The sequence below is a fragment of the Candidatus Ornithobacterium hominis genome, assembly GCF_900538215.1.
Classification (GTDB): Bacteria; Bacteroidota; Bacteroidia; order Flavobacteriales; family Weeksellaceae; genus Ornithobacterium; species Ornithobacterium hominis.
Window position 1 is genome coordinate 44,540 of sequence record NZ_UNSD01000004.1, and the last position, 21,718, is coordinate 66,257.

At 36.0% G+C, this 21,718-nt stretch carries 15 protein-coding genes; 12 read left to right on the top strand and 3 right to left on the bottom strand.

The annotated features are described in order from the left end of the window. Positions 1–8: 8 nt before the first annotated feature. A complete protein-coding gene (locus D5J18_RS04015) occupies positions 9–590 on the bottom strand; it encodes a hypothetical protein (RefSeq protein WP_119057741.1) in 582 nt (193 codons plus the stop codon). A gap of 82 nt (positions 591–672) precedes the next feature. Between D5J18_RS04015 and D5J18_RS04020 the strand changes: the two genes are divergently transcribed. From D5J18_RS04020 to D5J18_RS04060, 9 genes are all read left to right on the top strand, one after another. Then, positions 673–1,674: an SRPBCC domain-containing protein gene (locus tag D5J18_RS04020; protein WP_119057742.1), complete on the top strand. Its 1,002-nt coding sequence runs from the start codon at positions 673–675 to the stop codon at positions 1,672–1,674. Positions 1,675–1,695: 21 nt separating this feature from the next. Continuing rightward, positions 1,696–2,790 (top strand): Nif3-like dinuclear metal center hexameric protein, encoded by a 1,095-nt coding sequence (locus D5J18_RS04025; protein WP_165844957.1) that lies wholly within the window; start codon positions 1,696–1,698, stop codon positions 2,788–2,790. 4 nt (positions 2,791–2,794) lie between these two features. After that, on the top strand, positions 2,795–3,574 hold the full coding sequence (locus D5J18_RS04030) for a zinc ribbon domain-containing protein (protein ID WP_119057744.1): 780 nt from the start codon (positions 2,795–2,797) through the stop codon (positions 3,572–3,574). A 337-nt stretch (positions 3,575–3,911) separates the two neighbouring features. Beyond that, positions 3,912–6,995, top strand: coding sequence for a SusC/RagA family TonB-linked outer membrane protein (locus tag D5J18_RS04035; RefSeq protein WP_119057745.1), 3,084 nt, complete (start codon positions 3,912–3,914; stop codon positions 6,993–6,995). 6 nt (positions 6,996–7,001) lie between these two features. Beyond that, complete coding sequence (locus D5J18_RS04040) at positions 7,002–8,888, top strand: RagB/SusD family nutrient uptake outer membrane protein (protein ID WP_119057746.1); 1,887 nt, start codon at positions 7,002–7,004, stop codon at positions 8,886–8,888. 12 nt (positions 8,889–8,900) lie between these two features. Beyond that, a complete protein-coding gene (locus tag D5J18_RS04045) occupies positions 8,901–9,770 on the top strand; it encodes a discoidin domain-containing protein (protein WP_119057747.1) in 870 nt (289 codons plus the stop codon). Positions 9,771–9,773: 3 nt separating this feature from the next. After that, positions 9,774–10,475: a BACON domain-containing protein gene (locus tag D5J18_RS04050; protein WP_119057748.1), complete on the top strand. Its 702-nt coding sequence runs from the start codon at positions 9,774–9,776 to the stop codon at positions 10,473–10,475. 324 nt (positions 10,476–10,799) lie between these two features. Beyond that, complete coding sequence (locus tag D5J18_RS04055; protein ID WP_260377464.1) at positions 10,800–13,949, top strand: SusC/RagA family TonB-linked outer membrane protein; 3,150 nt, start codon at positions 10,800–10,802, stop codon at positions 13,947–13,949. A gap of 11 nt (positions 13,950–13,960) precedes the next feature. Next, a complete protein-coding gene (locus D5J18_RS04060; protein ID WP_119057749.1) occupies positions 13,961–15,910 on the top strand; it encodes a RagB/SusD family nutrient uptake outer membrane protein in 1,950 nt (649 codons plus the stop codon). 202 nt (positions 15,911–16,112) lie between these two features. Here the strand turns inward: D5J18_RS04060 and D5J18_RS04065 are convergent, their stop codons facing one another. After that, positions 16,113–17,051: an HU domain-containing protein gene (locus D5J18_RS04065; protein ID WP_119057750.1), complete on the bottom strand. Its 939-nt coding sequence runs from the start codon at positions 17,049–17,051 to the stop codon at positions 16,113–16,115. 82 nt (positions 17,052–17,133) lie between these two features. Between D5J18_RS04065 and dprA the strand changes: the two genes are divergently transcribed. Together dprA and ctlX are read left to right on the top strand one after the other, a co-directional pair. Next, positions 17,134–18,228 carry a DNA-processing protein DprA gene (gene dprA, locus D5J18_RS04070; RefSeq protein ID WP_119057751.1) on the top strand — a complete coding sequence of 365 codons (1,095 nt, stop codon included), beginning with the start codon at positions 17,134–17,136 and terminating at the stop codon, positions 18,226–18,228. Next, positions 18,229–19,185, top strand: a complete 957-nt coding sequence (ctlX, locus tag D5J18_RS04075) for a citrulline utilization hydrolase CtlX (RefSeq protein ID WP_119057752.1) — start codon at positions 18,229–18,231, stop codon at positions 19,183–19,185. It begins immediately after the preceding gene. Positions 19,186–19,299: 114 nt separating this feature from the next. Here the strand turns inward: ctlX and D5J18_RS04080 are convergent, their stop codons facing one another. After that, positions 19,300–20,808, bottom strand: a complete 1,509-nt coding sequence (locus D5J18_RS04080; RefSeq protein WP_119057753.1) for an NAD(P)H-hydrate dehydratase — start codon at positions 20,806–20,808, stop codon at positions 19,300–19,302. Between the two features lie 202 nt (positions 20,809–21,010). Between D5J18_RS04080 and recR the strand changes: the two genes are divergently transcribed. Then, positions 21,011–21,619 carry a recombination mediator RecR gene (recR, locus tag D5J18_RS04085; protein WP_119057754.1) on the top strand — a complete coding sequence of 203 codons (609 nt, stop codon included), beginning with the start codon at positions 21,011–21,013 and terminating at the stop codon, positions 21,617–21,619. The last annotated feature ends 99 nt before the right edge of the window (positions 21,620–21,718 follow it).

The following is a 21,718-nucleotide window of genomic DNA, read 5'->3' on the forward strand; positions in this document are numbered from 1 at the left end:
TAATTAATTTATTTAACTGTGATTTCTTTTTCGATGACTTCTAAATCTTTGGCGCTCATGGTGATACGAATATTGGCATTGAACAATTTATCTTCGTAGCAACGGCCAGTAAATACAATATCAGATTCTATTCCATTTTTGGTTAAAAGATACTTTTTCCTGGAATACTCGACAGAGTAGCTTTGAGGGCAAATCGGCACAAGCCTTTCTTTTATGGTGGGTTTTATGAAATCTTCAAAAACTTTGGCTTTGATGGTTTTTCCGTCGATAGAGGCATAGCCCGGGAAAATGTCTTCTAAAGCTGATTTATCGGTTTTATAGAACGGAGCAACCATGAGGTAATTTTTGTTGTGTGAAATTTTCCCGAAATAGACATTTTCTGTATCTTGGTTTACGATGACCCAATTGTTTCTAGCAGATTCCACATCGCTTTCTAGCCTTCTTTGGAAGAAGGTTGAATTTGAAACGCTATAAGCTCGGTCAAGAAACAAGCCACGTTCTACATCGTGCAAAGCGGCATAAGCCTTTGATTGGCAAGATTGAAATTGGCTTAATGAAATAATAAATAAAATGAAATTAAAAATCTTCATGAACTAAAAAATTTACTTCAAAAATAGAAATTATAATAAAAATTATTTGACAAACCTCTTATATTTGAAAAAAAAAAATTAAATGATGAAAAAAATAATCATTCTGCTCTTACTTTTATTAGTTGCCATTGCAGTGGTTCCATTTTTTTTGCCAAAGACGATTCATCAAGAAGCGGAACATATTTATGAGCAAGATTTGCCGACGGTTTACAATGCTTTTGCCAATGTGCAAAAATTCTCTGAATGGTTTGAATGGGAAGCAAAAGAGAATACAAAGCATCAATACAGTAAACCCGCCGAGGGAGCTAGCGCTTCTTATGTTTGGAAAGATGAAAAAGGAGAAATTTTGGGCCGCGTGAAGATTACTGAAGCAAAGCAAAACGAATTTATTTTTTATGATTTTGAAATCCCTGAGAACCCCAATCACACGGGCGAAGTGATTCTACAGCAATTGGATGATGGACGCACCAAAGTTATTTTTACATTTGATAGTGCTGAGAGTCAATATCCTTATCAAGTTTATTATTACTTAATCAAAAATAAAATTCAAAAAAAAATAGAAGAAAATTTAATTCAACTGGAGAAATACCTGAGTGAAAATACAAGTAACACAACGCAAAAGCTAAGAGATACGCCAGTGGAAGTGAGCGTTGAAAACCAAAAGATTTTAGGTTTTGTGCAAGAAACTAGTTTTAGCGAAGAAGAATTCAATATGGCTAAAGAGGAGTCGCTGGCAATGCTCTACAGTTATTTGAAAGATTCTCAGCGCTTAAGCGATGAGGTGATAGGAAATGCCTACACCTATTATATAAAATATGATGCCTCAAGAGATCTGAAAAGTATGATTTTTGGTTACCCCGTGGAGCAAGAAATTGAATTGGTGGACGGCATGCAGTACTACCCCGTGGAAGGCGGTAAAGCATTGACATTGAAGTACAACCCAAGGGCGTCTAATCTAGAAAAGACTTTAACTAAATTGAGGAATTTCGCAAATCAAGAAAAATTAGTTTTAGGAAATCGTTTTTGGGAAAAAGAATTACCCAATGATGAAATTCAAGTTTATTACGTACTGGAATCTAACTAAATTAAAAAGGCTTTAAAAAACGTGAAGTTAAAAAAAATTATAAAAAGTCTCAACGAATGGGCACCAGCAGAACTGGCAGAAGATTTTGATAACGTAGGGCTTTTGCTCGGTAATGCCGAGCAAGATGTTCAAAAAATCTTGGTAGCCTTTGATGTGACACCACAAGTGGTAGAAGAAGCCATTGAAGAGCAAGCAGATTTGATTGTTTGTTTTCACCCCCTAATTTTTAAAGGCTTAAAAAAATTAAATGCCGCAGAGCCTACCGCAGCAATGCTAATGAAATTAATTAAAAATGATATTGCTGTTTTTGCACTCCATACCAATTTAGACCAAACCGAAAACGGCCCCAACAAAGAGATTTGTCGCCGATTGGGCATCGAAAATTCAGAAGTTCTGATACCAGCAGAGCAAATTTTGTACAAACTAATTTTCTTTGTTCCTGAAGCTCAGGCAGAAGAAGTAAAGAGTGCGATTTTTGCGGCTGGGGCAGGGCAACTAGGCAACTATAGCCATTGCAGCTTTAGCAGTGCGGGAACGGGCAGCTTTCGGGCAGAGGCTGGGGCTGAACCTGCTGTAGGAGAAATAAATCAGATTCATTTGGAAAAAGAAATGCGTGTAGAAGTCTTGGTGAAGAAAAATCATCTGAAAGAAGTGATTGCAGCGATGAAAGAAAAGCATCCGTATGAGGAAGTAGCTTATGATGTGTTGTTGCTAGAAAATCAGAGCAATCAGCTGGGGATGGGCAGAGTAGGCAACTTGGTAGAGCCGATGAGTGGAGAACTTTTTTTGGAACATGTGAAAAAGGTTTTTAATTTAAAAATGCTAAGACATTCCACCCCTTTACCATTGAATGTGCGGCGTGTAGCAGTTTTGGGAGGCTCAGGAGCATTTGCTATTGCTGCGGCACAACGGCAGGGAGCTCAAGCTTTTATTTCTGCAGATTTTAAATATCATGATTTTTTTAAAGGCTTAGAAAATTTCATGATTTGTGATGTAGGACATTATGAGAGCGAACAATGGAATAAATTAATCATAAAAAATTATCTTTCAGAAAAATTCCCTAATTTTGCTGTCCGCATTTCGCGGATTAATACAAATTCAGTAAACTACTATTAATCTTATGAGTGATAAAAATTTAGAGCCAACGGTAGAAGAGAAATTAAGGTCTTTATATAATCTGCAATTAATCGATTCCAGATTAGACCAAATCAGAAATACAAGAGGTGAATTGCCTTTGGAAGTTCAGGATTTGGATGATGAGATTGCTGGGATGGGCGCTCGTGTGGAAAAGATTGAGAAAGAAATTGATGACTTGAATAAAAACATTAAAGAAAAGAAAGAAGCTATAAAAACTTCTGAAGCTTTGATGGAGAAATATACCAAGCAGCAGGATAATGTAAGAAACAACAGAGAGTTTGAGGCTTTGTCTAAAGAGGTGGAGTACCAAGAGCTGGAAATCAAGTTGAGCGAGAAAAGAATCAAGGAAGCTAAGGCTAAAATCGAACATAAAAAAGAAAGTTTGGCTGAACTGAATGAGAAAATTGAATCTTATACTTCTCATCTGGAGCATAAAAAACAAGAGCTAGAGGATATTGTGAAAGATACCGAGAAAGAAGAACAGAAATTGACGGAGCTTGCAGAAAAATACGGTGAGGAAATTGAGCCAAAACTTTTGAAGGCTTATAAAAAAATTAGAAATTCTGTGAAGAATGGCTTGGCTGTGGTCCCCGTAGAGAGAGGAGCTTCGGCAGGTTCGTTTTTCACTATTCCGCCACAGCGGCAGATGGAAATTGCGATGAGAAAGAAAATCATTTTGGATGAGCATAGTGGGAGAATCTTGGTAGATAGTGAGTTGGCAGATGAGCAACGAGAAATTATGAAAAAAAATTTAAAGGCTTAAGAAAACACAAAATTTTATAAGGCTTTAAAAATTTTAGGATTTATTTAATTGAAAAAATGAAAAGGTCAAGAGAAATCTTGATCTTTTTATTTGGAATTATTTTAAATTAAGGTGAAATCCATTTTATTTTTTTTATTTATTATTTGAATTAATTATTAGATTATATACAAAATATGGGGTTGTAAATTGATTTATTTCAATTAAATATTGTTTATCTGTTATTTATTTGATTTTTCAATAATTTATTTGTTAACACATGATTAAAATCAGGTTAAGATTAATTGCATTTAATGATAATTTGTGTTAAATTCATATAAATTAAAAAACACATAGATATATGTCTTTATTGAAAAGTTTATGGAGTATAATGTTGTTTATGGCATTGGCAGCATTATCTGCGCAAATTACAGGTACGGTGGTGGACGATTTAGGCCCCATTGAAGGTGCTGAGATTTCTGTATTGAATACAGAGAAGAAAGTGTTGTCTAACGAAGACGGTACGTTTTTGATAGATGGTAAGGTAGGTGATAAGCTGAAGGTAGTAAACCCGATTACTTTGAGCGAAGTCACAGTGGATGTTCTTCAGTTGAATATGGGTGAGATTAACATTGTCACCAATGAGGTTCAGCTAGAAGTAGTGACGAGTTTTGGTACGCAAAAGAAAGAAAGTGTGGTTGGGTCAATTACCTCTATTAAGCCAGAGGATTTAAGAGTCCCGAGTGCAAATCTATCTAATAGCTTTGCGGGTAGAGTTTCTGGCGTGATTGCATACCAAAGATCTGGTGAGCCAGGGCGAAATGCTTCAGATTTTTACATTAGAGGTATTTCAACGATTAGTGGAGTAAGTTCGCCTTTGATTATATTGGATGGAGTTCAGGTTTCATCAGGAGATTTGAATTCAATAGACCCAGATGTGATTGAAAGTTTTTCTGTACTGAAAGATGCAACGGCTACGGCTTTGTACGGAACCAGAGGTGCAAACGGAGTTATGATAATTACAACCAAGTCTGGAGCAAATTTGAATAAGCCAAAAATTAATTTCCGATTAGAAAGTTATGTGAATACACCGACTTCTGTGCCCAAAATGGTTTCAGGGGCAGAGTATATGAGGTTATTTAATGAAGCTTCTGATAATTTGAGTTCTGGAGTTGCGAGATTTACTGAAGATCAAATCAATGGTACAGAGAACGCATTAGATCCTTACATCTATCCAAATGTGAATTGGTATAATGAGTTGTTTAAAAATTCATCACATAATCAAAAAGTGAACTTCAATATTCGTGGGGGAGGCAAGAAGTTGGATTACTTCATGAGTGGTACTTATAATCATGAGACAGGGATGATGAGAGGACGAAGTACAGACTTTTTCTCTTTTGATAATAATATTAATATTCACAAATTTTCATTCCAAAATAATATTAATGCGCATTTGAGTAATTATTCAAAAATTTCCTTGAGATTGAATACGCAATTAACAAATAGTAGAAGACCGTCGGTAAGTTCAAATGATTTGTTTCAATATGCGATTAGAGCAAACCCAGTAGATTTCCCTATTATGTTTCCAAAAGATAGTACTGTCTCATATGTGAGATGGGGAGCTTTTTCTGGAAGTAACGTTGCCCCGTATAACCCTTTGGCCAGTTTAGTGAGTGGTTATAGTGACTCATTTTCTAGCATGGTAATTGCGACTTTGGAGTTTAATCAGAAATTTGATTTTTTGGTAAAAGGACTGAGCTTTAATGCTTTAGCAACGTTCAAAAACTGGTCTAGCACAACGGCTAATCGTGTGGCGCCGTATAACACCTTCAGGTTAACTTCTTTTTCTAAATTACCAAATGGAGGATATGATTATTCTTTAGGCTTATTAGGAACAGAAAGCAATATTGTTTTAAACTCTACTAGTGGCACAAGTGGAGATAGAAGGTTGTATATGCAAGGGATTTTGAATTATAACAGAAGCTTTAATAGTGTGCATAATTTTGATGTAGCTTTGATTTATAACCAAGATGAATTTAACTTAAACAACTTAGGTGCTTCAACATCTTATGGAGTTTTAGTAAATTCATTACCTAGAAGAAAGCAAGGTGTAGCAGGGCGTATTAATTATAATTATGACCAAAAATATTTGATAGAGGTCAATGCAGGTTATAACGGTTCAGAGAACTTTGCTCCTGGTAAACGTTGGGGCTTCTTTCCATCTGTTGCTTTGGGGTATAACTTAAGCCAAGAAGATTATTTTGCGTCATTAAAAAATGTTATACAAGATTTAAAAGTTAGAGCCTCTTGGGGGCTTGTAGGAAATGACCAAATCGGTGGAGACCGATTCTTATACTTGGCAAATATCAATTTGTATAATAGAGGATTCACAACTGGTATAGACCAAAATTATAACTTAAATGGGCCATCTTATGACCGTTTCCAAAACAATAATTTGACTTGGGAAGTAGGAGAAAAAATCGATATAGGTTTAGAATCTAGGCTATTCAATAGCTTAAGCTTAAATTTTGATATTTTCCAAGAAATTAGAAGAAACATCTTCCAACGTCGTGGGACAATAGCCAACTATTTAGGAACATCAAGTACAATAGTTTATGGGAATACAGCTGAGGTTAAAAATAAAGGGTTTGAAGCCTCGGTTAATTATACCAAAAATTTTAATAGAAATTTGAGAGTAGACTTTCAAGGAAGCTTCACTTATGTAACTAATGAAATTTTGAAATATGATGAGCCTAGTTTTCAAGAATATCCTAACTTGAAAAACGTAGGCAGAAGTTTGTATACACACTTAGGTTACGTGGCAGAAGGTCTGTTCTATGATTGGGCAGAAGTGAACAATCGTGCAAAACAGTTGATTAGTGGGAATGTAGCGCCTGGTGATATTAAATACAAAGATATTCCAAATATCCATGGCGTTGCTGATGGGCAGATTGACTCAAATGATAGAGTGTATATGGGGTATCCCACCGTTCCAGAAATTATTTATGGATTTGGGCCAAATGTTCAGTATAAAAAATGGGATTTTGGTTTATACTTCCAAGGCGTAGCACATACATCATTAGCTGTAAATAACATTTCACCATTTGGTACCAATGCAAGAGACAATGTATTGCAATGGATTGCAGACTCTCACTGGAGCCCAAGCAATCAAGATGTAACAGCTGCTCACCCAAGATTGACTAAGAATGACCATGCTAATAACACGGTAGTTTCTAGCTATTGGTTAAGAAATGGAGCTTTCTTAAAATTAAAAAATGCAGAAATAGGATATACTTATAAAAATATGCGATTCTATATAAGTGGCGTAAACCTATTAACTTTTTCTAAATTTAAACTATGGGATCCTGAGCAAGGAGGTGGTAATGGATTGCGATACCCCACTCAAAGAACTTTTAATGCAGGATTTAAAATGACAATTAATTAAAAAATCATGAAAAAAATTAAAATATTAATAGCTTTTTTAGCAATAATGTTAAGTAATTCTTGTACAGATTATTTAGATGTAGCTCCTGATGAAATTGCCACAGAAGCAGAGGCTTTTGCAAACCCAAGAGCAGCAGAACGTTTTCTGTATTCGTGCTACTCTTATATCCCCAACCCAAGAGTGGGAGCAAGCTCTTTAGACTGGTTTACAGGAGATGAGGTAGTTACCGCTTTTGAACATGAAACTTTTGCTAAGTTTCCACAAGGGAATTTCACAGCAAACAACCCAGTGATTTCCTATTGGGACACATTATTTGGTGGAATCAAACAATGTTATAGACTCATCAATAACATTAATTCTGTACCACAACTGGATGAAGATACCAAGAAAGATTACATTGCGCAAGCTAATTTCTTGATTGGGTATTATCACTTTTTACTTTTAAGATCTTATGGTCCCATTATTTTGGTGAAAGAAGAACCTAGTATATTGACTCCGCCGCAAGATTACTTAGGGAGAAGACCTTTTGACGAATGTGTAGACTTTATTGCAGCAAAATTTGATGAAGCTGCGGTGAATTTACCTACAGACAGAACTGATATCAGAAAAGGTTTAGCCACCAATGTAGCGGCGAGTGCCATAAAAGGAAGATTACTTTTATATGCAGCTTCACCTCTATTCAATGGAAACAGTAAATTCTATTCTAACTTTGAAAATAAAGATGGAGAAAAGTTAATGAATTTAAACTATAGTATCCAAAAATGGGAGTTGGCGAGAGATGCTAATTTGAAAGCAATTCAAGAAGCAGAAGCTGCAGGTATTAGATTGTATATTTCTGATGATTCTAGAAACTTCCCTAATTTACCTGAACCCGCAGACCAAACACAAAGAGCATTGAGGTTTAATGCCGTAGATAAAAACTCCAAAGAAGCTATTTGGATAGATGCAAGAGCTGAGGGGCGCTATAGTTTACAAAATAAATCAAGACCTTTCTGGACAGGTAGAACCTGGAACGGAATCGCACCAACTTTAGCAATGCTAGATCGATTCTATACAGAAAACGGGTTGCCGATAGACCAAGACCCTAACTTTGAGTTTAATAATAGATTTGATGTAGTGACATTCCCTGCGGGAGACATCAATGGTGAAGGTGAAACTTCTTTGATGAATTTACGCCGAGAGCCAAGATATTACGCATGGATTGATTTCCACGGAGGATATTATGAAGCGCAAGGTCAAACAACACAGGCAAATGAAAAATGGGCTTATTTACCCGAATATAAAAGAGGTATTGATAATAAGAAAATAGTAACTTTCTTCACAAGTAATGATAATGCAGGTCGCCATGGAAGAACAAACAACTATTCACCATCAGGTTTCTTGAGTAAAAAAGGAGTTCACCCAGGGAACACAGCCAGCGAAAGCGGTTCAGGGCATATTGAATATCCTTGGGCCGTGGTGAGACTAGGTGAATTGTACTTAAACTATGCAGAAGCTTGTGTGGAAACCAATAATTTAGATCAGGCAAAAATTTACATCAACAAAATCAGAGAGAGAGCAGGTATTCCGACTTTAGAAGAAGCATGGGGTGGTATTGGCGTAGCTTTAACTCAGGACAAGTTGAGAGAAATTGTTCGCCAAGAAAGAATGATAGAATTATACCTAGAGCACCAAAATTTTTGGGATATGAGAAGATGGTTGCTAGCAGGTGATTTATTTAATAAGGTTCCAGAAGGAATGAACGTTGACGGAACAACAATTTCTAGTTTCTCAAGAAAAACAAAATTGACAGGGATTATTAGAAATTTTACAACACCAACACATTATTTATTACCAATTCCTTTTGGGGAAGTACAAAAAAATCCAAATTTAGTCCAAAACCCAGGCTATTAAAAAATAAATATTATGAATAATTATAGAATTTTAATACTATTATTTTCGATGATTTTCTTTGCGTCTTGCCAAGAAGATGAGTCGATTTATATGAAAGAATATTCAGCGAGTGCACCTGGCGGAATTACGAATATTACATCAAAGCCGAAACCTGGTCAAATCGTTTTATATTGGGATAAGAAAGAGAATTCAAAATATGAATATGTGAAAGTCTCTTATTTTGACCATAAGACTGGTAAACAAATGAATAGAAATGCAAGTAAATTAGCAGATTCTATACTGATACCAGGCACGTTGCAGAAATTTGGTGACTATGAATTTACACTTCAACCTTTCAATGCCAATCACAAGGGAGGAGAAGTCTTTAAATTCACTGCACAATCGGGTAGAGCGTTTACTGATACGATATTCATTCAGCATGCAATTAATCTGACTGCAGACCAATTGAGCACAAACGCCCCAGAATCAAGAGAAGGTAACCTAGCAAATACATTGGATGGGAATAATGCAACATACTTCCATAGCGCTTGGAGTGGCACAAGCCCAGATGTACACTACTTTCAAGTAGATTTAGCAACGCCCATTGAAAAAGCCTTTATTTTCACATTTGGAACCCGAAGCAATGGGAATAATTACCCAACAAAAATTAATATTCAAGGTTCTAATGATGGTAATGAATGGGAAGATATTAAAGAAGTAACTACGGGATTAAACCCAGGAGGAAGATTCGCACGATACACATCAGGCGTTATTTATGTTAAAAAACCGTTTCAGAAAATTCGCTATAATATTACTAAAACGGTAGATGGACGAAAGTTCTTCGTATTTAGTGAATTTGGAATGACGAATGTAGAATTACAAATTAATGACCCAGAAGCTTAAATTATGAAAAAATTACTCTTATTGTCCATATTTTCATCACTTATCATTTCGTGCGGTGATGATTTAGTGACCCCGACATTGACTTTAGATCAAAAAAATATTTCTTACCTACCCAATGGTGGTGAAACAGAGATAAAAATAAACACAAATATCTCTGACTGGTATTATAGTATTCAGAATGAGGATAATGACTGGGTGCGAGGTGAGAAAACAACAGCGGGGCTAAAGTTAAAAATTTCACCTCATTTGAATAATAACGATAATAGAACTTCAATAGTGAGAGTCTATGCAGGAAATGAAATGCAGGCGATTACCATCAATCAAACTAGTGCAAACAATGCATTGTCAGTTAACACGCAGGCGTTCACTGTTTCTGCAGCAGGGGAAACAATAGAATTTACGATTAATTCCATTATTGACTATACAGTGAATTTAGCCGATAGCTTGGAGTGGATTCGTTTGCTAGAGAAAGAAAATATTGACTCACAACAGACGAAATATAAATATGTGGTAGATCAATATAGAAATATGCAAGAAGCAAGAACAGCTAAGATTACAGTTGTAGGAAATGGAGATTATTCTATAATAGAAAGAGAAATTACAATCAATCAAGAGCGTTATATACCCAATCATATTCCTACAGGAATCGTTTCTGCCGAGACCTCATCTTCTCAAAATGAAAGCACTAAAACTTTGGTGAAATAAAGATATTCTTAATCTTTTAACTAAAAAGCGTTTTTGGATCTCAAAGGCGCTTTTTTGATTTAAAAAGCAGATTTGAAAAATTTTTTAAGCCTTAAAATTTCCTATCATTTTCTGAGGGAAATATAATCAAATTCAGGTCTATAAATAAATTTTTTAAGCCTTAAAAAATAAAATATGATTTATTTAAGCCTTTTCAATTTTTTTAAAACTAAAAATTAATATAACTTTAATCCTCATTAATTAATCATTAACAATTAATGAAAAGAAAAAAATGCAAAAAAAAGTTAGTTTAATAGAAGTTTAAATGAGAAAAATAAGTAGAGAATGAGGACAAAAAAATTGATGGCAGCAGTCATGTTGTTGCTAATGGTTTTCAGCTATGCGCAGGTAACTGGAGTTGTTTCAGATAACGTAGGTCCAGTGCCCGATGCTGAAGTAAAAGTGGAAGAAACAGGCGTTTCTACATTCACCAATGAAAATGGCGAGTTTAGTGTAGCAGGGAAAGTCGGCAATCACCTAGTGATTACAAACCCAATTACATTAAACGTAAAAACCATTACGGTGAATAAATTAGACGTCGGGACAATTAATTTAGAATCAGAAATTAATTTAGAAGTAGTAGTTGCTTTTGGTAAACAGAAGAAAGAAAATTTGACAGGAGCGGTTTCAGTAATTGATGGTGATGCGTTGGCACAGCGCCCAGTGCAGAATGCTGTGCAGGCTTTGCAAGGGCAAGTAGCTGGTATGAACTTTTCCATTGGCAACGGAGGGGGTGAGCTAAATAACTCCCCAAATTTTAATATTCGTGGTTCGGGCACCATTGGTTCAGGTTCAACAGGTTCGCCTTTAGTTTTAATTGATGGAGTAGAAGGAAATTTAGCAAGACTAAACCCCAATGATATTGAAAACATTTCAGTATTAAAAGATGCCGCATCATCGGCATTATATGGTAGCCGAGCTCCTTTTGGGGTTATCTTGGTGACGACAAAGAAAGGTGCAGAAGGAAGAATCATCGTTAACTACAAAAGCGACTTAAGGTTTAATTCACCTTTATTGCGGCCAAAAATGATTGATTCAGAGAGGTTTGCTTATTATATGAATGATGCAGCTAGAGCGGCAGGAGGAAACCCCGTGTTTTCGCCAGAAACGATTAAAAAAATCATTGCTCATAAAAATGGTACATTAAAAGAAGAAACGGAATGGATTTCTAGCACGAATAGTTGGGCAGCTTATACCAATGGTTTCTCCAATAGGAATTGGTTTAAAGAATTCTACCGAGATTGGACTCAATCTCAAGAGCATAATTTGAGCGTACGTGGAGGATCACAAAAAGTAAACTTTTATTTATCAGCAAACTGGCTGGGAATGGAAGGCTTATTGAGATTTAATACAGATACCTATGATCGCTATAGTTTCAACGGGAAGTTTTCAGCACAATTAAAAGATTGGTTGAAGTTAGATTATAATGCTAGATTTCAAAGAATAATATTTGGGAAGCCAGGCTATGATACAGGTTTGTTTTATCACAATATAGCCAGAAGATGGCCAACTATGCCGATGTATGATCATAATGGGAATTATGTATTTGGAAATGAAATAGAACATTTATTGAATAATAGATCTGAAGATGAAAATGATGAATTACTGCAACAGCTAAATTTAATGATAACACCAGCAAAGAACTGGAATATTCATGCCAATTTAAGCTATAAGACCTCTTATAATTTTAATCATACTTACTTCTTACCCATTTATTCTTATGATAGCTTAGGCAATCCTACGCCAGCTAATTATCAATCAAATGGCATGGGACAAGGTGAATCTAGAGTTTATGAATATGCTTACAAGGCCAACTTCTTTTCACCAAATATTTATACAGATTACACAAAATCTTTTGGGTTGCATAATACTAAATTCATGCTAGGCTTTCAATCAGAATTAAATAAATACAGAACTCTTTCTGCTTGGAGAAAAGACTTATTAGATTTTAACGTACCAACGCTAAACACTACAGCTGGTAAAGATATGAATGTCAGTGGTCAGTTTCAGCATTGGGCGACAGCTGGTTTTTTCGGACGCATTAATTATGACTATGACAATAAATACTTACTAGAATTGAGTTTAAGGTATGATGGCTCAAGTAGATTTTTGAGAGATAAAAGATGGAACTGGTTCCCAGCGGTATCTGCGGGTTGGAACATGGCAAATGAAGATTTCTGGGCAAATTCAGATTCTTGGCTGAGAACCATTAATACATTTAAAATTAGAGGTTCTTACGGTGAGTTAGGAAACCAAGCCACTAATAGCTGGTATCCATTCTTTTTAACCATGCCTTTAGGGAATTTAAATGGTAACTGGTTATTAAACGGTGAAAGAACAAATACAGCCGGCACACCAGGTATGGTAAGCTCACTACTAACTTGGGAAAGAGTTAGGGATTGGAACATTGGACTTGATTTAGGAGCCTTCAACAACAAACTGAGCGCTACGTTTGAATTATTTAAAAGAACAACGTTTGATATGGTAGGCCCTGCCCCACAATTGCCAGGAGTGTTAGGCACAAACCCTCCTAGAATTAATAATACAGATATGTTATCCAAAGGTTTTGAGCTTTCTTTATCTTGGAACGACAAAATTGGGCAAGATTTCACCTATGGTCTTAGAGGTACATTGACAGACAATAGACAAAAAATATTGAAATACCCAAATGAACTAAAGAGAATTAACGACTACTACGAGGGGCGATATTTTGGCGATATTTGGGGGTATGTAACACACGGCATGGCAAAAACCGATGAGGAAATGAAAGACTGGCTGGCAAAAGTTAACCAAAACCGCTTGGGCAGTGACTGGAAAGCAGGAGACATCATGTATGAAGACTTAAATGGAGACGGTGAGATCTCAGGAGGAAAAGGTATTTTAGGAGATACAGGAGATCGTAAGATTATTGGTAATAATAGCCCAAGATACCAATTTGGGCTTAATCTATACGCAAACTACAAAGGCTTTGATGTGAGCGCTTTCTTCCAAGGAGTGGGCAAGAGAGATCTATCTGTAGGTGGACCTTACTTTAATGGAGCTAATAATGATCAATGGCAATCAGCAGCTTTTGAGCAACACTTAGATTACTTCAGGCCAGAAAACACCACAAGCCCATTTGGGCCTAATGTAGATGCTTATTTCCCTCGTGTAAATGCAAATGGTGGCAAAAACTTTCATACGCAAACGCGTTGGTTACAAGATGCGTCTTATATTAGACTTAAGAATTTACAAATCGGTTATACCTTACCGCAGCAGTTGATGGATAAAATTGGATTCTCTAAAGTTAGAATTTATTTCTCAGGAGAGAATTTAATGACTTGGACTAAACTAATCGACATTTTTGACCCTGAGACTACTGGTGGATCATGGGGGAACGGGAAAATTTACCCATTGTCAAAAACCATCTCAACAGGTGTAAGCATAACATTTTAAAAATATTAATAATGAAACAAATAATAAAAAATATAGCAATTACTGGAATAGCCATTCTAGGTTTAACGGGCTGTAACGATTATTTAGACAGAGCTCCACTCTCTAACGTTACTCCAGAAGTGTATTTCTCTACAGAAGATCAATTGGCAACATACACCATCAGTAAATATAATTTCTATACCCATGGTGGGTGGGGCGCTGGAACTTTCTTAGGAGATAACGGCACCGATAATCAAGCTGGGGTGAATGGGAATGGTATATTCCTACCCGGTGAGTGGAAAGTAGGCGCCAATGGAGGCGCTTGGAGTTTTGGCTACATTCGAGATATGAATTATTTTTTCGATAAAACCTTGCCTAAGTATGAGGCTGGTAAAATCACTGGAAACGAAACTTGGATAAAACACTACATCGGCGAAGCTTACTTCTTAAGAGCAAAAGAATATTTTGGGAAGTTAAAAACCTTTGGTGATTTTCCAATCATTACAAAAGTTCTAAAAGATGAAAAAGAAGAGCTAATAGAAGCCTCAAAAAGAAGACCAAGAAATGAAGTCGCAAGATTCATACTACAAGATTTAGATAAAGCCATTGAACTACTACAAAGCAGCCCTGTTTCAAACAAAAATAGAATCAGCAAAGAAGTGGCTCAGTTACTAAAATCAGAAGTAGCTCTGTACGAAGGAACTTGGCTAAAAAACTTTAAAGGCACCGCTTTTGTTCCTGGAGGGCCAGGATGGCCAGGAGCAAATAAAGATTATTTAGCTAGCTTCAGTATTGATATTGATAGTGAAGTTAACTTCTTCTTGTCTGAAGCAATGGAAAGTGCAGAAGCCGTTATTACGGCAGCTCCTTTGGTAGAAAATAATCACAAAATTGGGGCTTCGGGAGTTTTTGAGAATCCTTACTACATGATGTTCTCAGACACTAATATGGCTGGTTATTCAGAAGTTCTCTTGTGGAGAAAATATGATGAAAAATATGTGGGGCATAAAACAATGACTTACATCATGGAAGGCGGAGCAACAGGCTATACTAAAAGCTATGTGGAATCCTTTTTAATGAAAAACGGATTACCTATTTATGCACCCAATTCAGGCTATCATGGAGATGATTATATAGAAACCGTCCGTAAAGATCGTGATGAAAGGTTACAAATGTTTATGAAGCAACCAGGTGATTATTTAACAACAAATACCGTTGTAAAAGCAAGAATCTCTAATATTTTAGATATTAATCAAAGAAAGTCAACAACAGGCTACGAAATTAGAAAAGGCTTGAACCCTGACGAAAAACATCTGAAATCAACTGTGGACTCAGATATAGGGAGTTTGGTTTATCGCTCAGGCGAAGCTTATTTAAATTACATTGAAGCCCAATATACAAAAGACAATAACTTAAGTAGTAAATCATTGCAATACTGGGGAGCTATAAGAACTAGAGCTGGTTTGCCAGCAGATCCCTACATTACCATCAATGCAACAGACCTATCAAAAGAAGATGACTGGGCGAAGTACACCGCAGGAAGCTTGGTAGATAAGGTAATGTACAACATCAGACGCGAGAGAAGATCTGAGTTCATCGCAGAATCTAAACGGATGAATGATTTAAAGAGATGGCGTTCTCTAGAGCAGTTAAATAATTATCAAATAGAAGGTTTCAAACTTTGGGGGCCAATGCAAGAATGGTATGTGGATGAAGAAGGTAAATCAAGATTAGTCGCTATGCCAGAAGAAGACCCTAACGTTTCTCCTAAATCAGCCAGTCTTTATCTAAGACCTTATCAGATTAGAGAATCAGGAAATTTATTCTATAATGGATTGAACTGGACAATGGCACACTATCTATCGCCCATCAACTTAGAGCATTTCTTGTTGACTTCACCCGATGGAAAAGCAGAAAACAGTGTGATTTATCAAAATCCTTACTGGCCAACCGAAGCTAATGCTGCACCAACATCAAATTAATTTGAATTTGATAAACAAAAAAATGAAGCCACTGAAAAGTGGCTTTGTTTTTTATTATGATTTAGAAGTTTTTCTGAAATTTCTCAAGGCTAAAAAAATAAAATATGATTTTTTTAAACCTTTTTAATTTTTATAAAAAAAAAGGAAAATTTTTTAAGCCTTAAAAAAAAATCCTTTTTTATCAAAATAATGAACAAAAAACTTATTCCTCTCTTAAGAAAACATCTTTACCCTTCCTTTCAATCTCGCGTTTAAGCTTTAGCGCATCTTCTCGATTATCAAAAGTTTGATAAGCTACCATGGTAAAATTATTAACATTCCCTATAATTACTGCTTCAGGATAGCCATGTGTTCTCATATAAGCTTCACGTTCCATTGCCTGGTGGTATTTTTTGTAAGAGCCACCGATGACTTGGTAGGGTTTAATCTCAATAGAATTAGAAACCTCCTCTATATCAATTTCATTGCTTTGATTTTCAACAGAATTTTCTAAGCCTTTAGAAATTTCATGACTTTCAATCACTTTATTTTTAGTAGAAGCGGCAGGCATATCTTGTTGTGCAGAAGAAACCGAAATAGGGAAGAAACTGCTCAACTGTGAATTAAAGACGCTTTGATTAGCATAAAAACCAGTAGCCCCAATACCTAGTGCAAAAACAATAGCCGCCGCATAAGATTGCCATTCTTTGTAAACAGAAACTTTTTGTGGCGTTTCTACTGGAGCTTTGATGAGTCTCTGCATTTCAAAGGAAGCAAGGCCATAGCATTCTTTATCTAAATTCAAACGATGATGTGGCGTGAATTCAAGAATCCCATGCTCAGCCCTTAATTGACCCAACGAAGAAAAATGAAAACTCTGATTCTGCTGAAGTTTAATTTTTATATCTTCTACCCAAGTAGATAAGATTTTTTTAGCCTCAGAATAGTCTAATTCATTTTTTTGAGCAATAGCAGAAATGATTAAACCATCATCATGCTTTAGCATAGGGTTGAATGAAATGACTTTACGCGGTGGTGTAAATGTGTAATTTACACGGTCAAACTGCGCAGACTCATTTCGGGCAATAAATCCACCAAATTCAGGGATAATCACACATTCATGCTCAAAAAGCAAATCTTTCAGTATCTTTGAAATCTCCATAATCACAAAAATAATAAATCTGTTGTAAAAAAAATTAAGCTTTAGAATTTAGATATTAACAAGTTCATAACTATATTTAAGCGTGGAAAACGAATTACTATATCAATTAGCCCTAAGCTACACGCCTGGGGTAGGAAATGCAAACCATCGAAAACTAATTCAGCATTTTGGTAGCGCAAGAAAAGTTTGGGGTTTAGAAAAATCAGAGAAAATAAAAATCCCGGGAATTTCAGCCAAAATTGCAAATGCCATTGGAGATAATCAGTATTTAGAATTAGCGCAAGCCGAACTAGAAAAAGGAAAACTGAAAAACATTAAACCCTTAGAAATCCAGAGTGAATCATATCCTTTTTTGCTGAAAGAATGCATTGATGCTCCGCCAGTAATCTTCACCAAAGGGAATGTGAATTTAAATGAAGGTAAATTTTTAGCAATCGTAGGAACGCGTAAAATGACAAGCCGCGGGAGAAATTTTATAGAACAGTTGATAAAAGAATTAGCTGCTTACCCCATCACAATTGTCAGCGGCTTAGCCTTTGGTGTTGACGTAACAGCACACCAAGCAAGCCTAGAAAATCATTTGCCTACCATTGGCGTAATGGCACATGGCTTAAACCAAATTAACCCCAAAGCACACACAGCGGTAGCAGGAAAAATGCTAGAAACAGGAGGAGTGGTCTCAGAATTTAGTACTTTTCATCAAGCTGAGCCACAAAATTTTCTTCGCCGAAATCGTATCATAGCAGGTCTGTCGCATGCCACCATTGTCGTAGAGTCACGCATTGCTGGAGGAGCCATGAGTACAGCGCGTCACGCTAATGCCTACAATCGTGAAGTCTTTGCTATGCCAGGAAGAACTACCGATGAGCAAAGTGCGGGATGCCATCATTTAATCAAAAACCATCAAGCTTTTTTAATCACAGAAGCGGCAGATGTTTTAAAATATTTAGGTTTTAAAAAAGAGAAAAATCAAAAAAAACAACGAGAGCTTTTTGTAGAATTAACCGAAAATCAGAGCAAAATCTACGAATGCCTGAAAGAAAAAGCTAGCTTACACATTGATGAAATTTCTACTTCTACAGGCTTAGCTACTTTTCAAATCATGCCAATTTTATTAGATTTGGAGCTTAAAAATTTAATCAAACCCCTACCTGGGAAAAAATATGAAATATTATAAATGGAAAATCTAAACCCGACTGAAAATCAAAACGCTAAAAGCATTCTAATGGTAGAGCCTGTCGCTTTTGGCTACAATGCAGAGACTGCTAAAAACAACTATTTTCAAGAAAAACCAGCAGAAAGTGAATTCTTTGTAAATCAAGAAAAAGCCTTGGCAGAATTCCAAGCGATGGTTAGTAAGTTGAAAGACGCAGGAGTAGAAGTTTTAGTCGTCAAAGACACGGCAGAACCGCACACACCTGATTCTATTTTCCCCAATAACTGGTTTAGCACCCACGCTAACGGAAATATTGCGATTTACCCGATGTATGCCGAGAATAGAAGAGCTGAGCGTCGCCCTGAAATTTTTGAAATCATCGAAAATCATGGTTTCAAAATCAATGATGTAATTGATTTTACAGAAGCAGAAGAAGATCAAATTTACCTAGAAGGAACAGGTAGCATGATATTAGATCGAGAAAATCGTTTGGCTTATGCCGCAATTTCACCCCGCACAGATGAAAATTTATTGCTTGAATTTTGTGAAGAATTTGAGTTTACACCAGTGATTTTTAAAGCCTTACAAAATTCTAATGGTGAAAATAAAGCGATCTACCATACCAATGTCATGATGTGTGTAGCCCATCAATATGTGGTGATTTGCTTAGAGTCTATTTTAGATGAAAAAGAACGGAAAAATGTAACAAAATTCTTGAAAAATAGCGGGAAAGAAATCATTACGATTACAACTCAGCAGATGAATCATTTTGCGGGGAACATGTTACAAGTAGAATCTCAAAATGGAGAGAAAAAATTAGTCATGTCGCAATCAGCATTCAATTCTTTGGAAACCATCCAGTTGGAGGCTTTAGAGAAATACAATGAAATCATTCCTGTTGCAATTCCTACGATTGAAAAATTAGGCGGAGGAAGTGCCCGCTGTATGATGGCGGAAATCTTCCTTCCCAAGGCTTAAAAATTTTTTAAGCCGATTAGTCTCTTTTTTAGGGAGAGGTGAAAAATCAAATTTGCTGAGAAAAATATTTCTAAGAGCTTGTTTTAAATTTTAAAATAAGCTCTTGAGAGAGAATTAATCCTTTGAATTTAATTGATTGAAAGCCAAGCCTAAATAAGCTAAAATCGTGGAAGCAGTAAAACTCTCTTCAGATGCTTTGCTTCGAGCCAATGTTGGCGTTTTCCCATGAAGCCAAACACCTATTTTTGAGGCAGCTAAAGTTGAATAACCTTGTGCACACAACCCAGTGATGATGCCTGTCAACACATCTCCGCTGCCCCCAGTAGATAAAGCGGAATTTCCCGTGGAATTGAAAAAAACTTCTCCACTTGGCGAAATCACAGCTGTGTAGGCATCTTTTAATACCAAAATAATATTTAATTCTTGAGCAAATTCACGAGCTAAATTGATTCGTTCTAGGCTGTTTGTCATCTTTCCAGCGAGGCGTTCAAACTCTTTAGGGTGAGGCGTCAAAATTGAATTAGAAGGCAAGAATTTTAAGTAATTTTTTTTAAGGCTTAAAAAATTTAGAGCATCAGCGTCTAAAATTAAATTCTTTTTTTCAAAATTTGTTTGTTCTAGCCAGCTAAAGAAAGCTCTTTGCGTAGTTTTTTCTTGTCCTAAACCTGGGCCTACACCTATGCTTTTGAAGTTTTCAACGGCTGGGAATTGAGTTAAAAAATTCTGATTTACATCCGTCAAAGTCATTGCTTCAGGAGCAGAAATTTGTAAAATATCATAGCCACAACGGGGAGTGAAATTGCTAACAAGCCCCGCACCAGCTCTCAGCGCAGCTTGTGTGGAAAGTACAGCAGCACCTATTTTCCCATAACTACCTGCAATGATGAGTGCGTGCCCATAAGTTCCTTTGTGGCTGAATCGCTCACGGGGCGAATAGATTTTTTTGATTTCTTTTGTGCTAGAAAAGTAAAAATCAGAGGGTAAAAAATTCAAGTAATTTTCATCTAACCCAATATCGATAATTTTAAAGTCTCCAACATATTTCCCTGTTTCATGGAAGAAAAAAGTCAACTTTGGTTGCCCAATTGTCAAGGTTTCATCTGCTTGAAAAACAACATCTTCTGTTGCCCCAATTTTATCAGCCATCAAACCAGAAGGAACATCAATTGCTATTTTTTTTCCTTCTAAATTGTTGATTTTATTAACGATTTCTCTCCATTTACCCGCCAAAGATTGGTTTAGCCCAGTCCCGAAGAGGGCATCAACCCAAATCACATCTTTAATGGGTTTGATTTCTTCAAATCTTAAAATCGGAACACCTAATTTTTCAAGCCTTAAAAAATTTTTTAGATTTTCGTCTGATTTTTTCTCTTTTCTAGATGAGCAAAAAATAATGACCTTACAGCCTTGCTGGTGTAGCAAGCGAGCCAAGACCAGTCCATCTCCGCCATTGTTGCCGTTGCCGCAGCAGATTGCAAAAGTTTTGGCAGCTGCATGTTTTTTATAAATTTCAGTGTATAATTTTTGTCCCGCATGTTCCATTAATTCGATTGAAGAGATGTTTTTATTCTTCATAGTAACTTTATCTAATGCTCGGATTTGATTTGCAGAAATAATTTTCATCTCTTAATTTTTTTAAGAAATTTATGATTTTATGATTTTAGATTGATTTCATCAAATATACTAAGAGCCAGCTGAAATTGAAAAAAGATATCAAGATAGAGTTGCAAAAAATTGATTAAGATGTGAAAAAAATAGAGGAGAGAAAATTTTTTAAGGCTTAAAAAAAAATAATAAATCATTTAAAAAAAATTAAATTTGCCCCATGCATCATTACCCGAGTCAACTCCTAGAGAAAGCCGTAGAAGAAATAGCTCAATTGCCTGGTATTGGCAAAAGAACCGCCCTTCGCCTAGCCCTGCATTTATTGAAAAGACCCGCTAGCCAAACCGAATTTTTTGCACAGACGCTCATACGTTTGGTCAAAGAGATTCGGCGTTGCCAAACTTGCTATTCTCTTTGTGATGAAGAGCAATGCGAAATCTGCAAAAATCCCTACCGAAATTCTAAAATTATATGCATTGTTGAAGATATTCGTGATGTAATGGCGATAGAAAACACAGGCCAATACCAAGGCGTTTATCATGTTTTAGGTGGTAAAATTTCCCCTATGGAAGGCATTGGGCCAGACCAACTTCACATTCAGCCTCTTATAGATAGAGCACACAAAGCTCGAGAAATTATTTTTGCCCTTAGTAGTACGATAGAGGGAGATACCACTATTTTTTATCTTTATAAAATGCTCAAGGAATTGCCTCTCAAGCTTTCAACCATTGCGCGAGGAATTGGAGTTGGAGATGAATTAGAATACGCCGATGAGGTAACACTGGGGCGTTCCATCAATCACCGAATTCCGTATGAGGAATCATTATGATGTGTCGCTGGGATAGATGAATAAAAAACTGAAAAAAAATTTTAGGCGACAACAAAAAAGCAGTCAAAATACAGATTTACTGTGAGTTAATTCTTATTT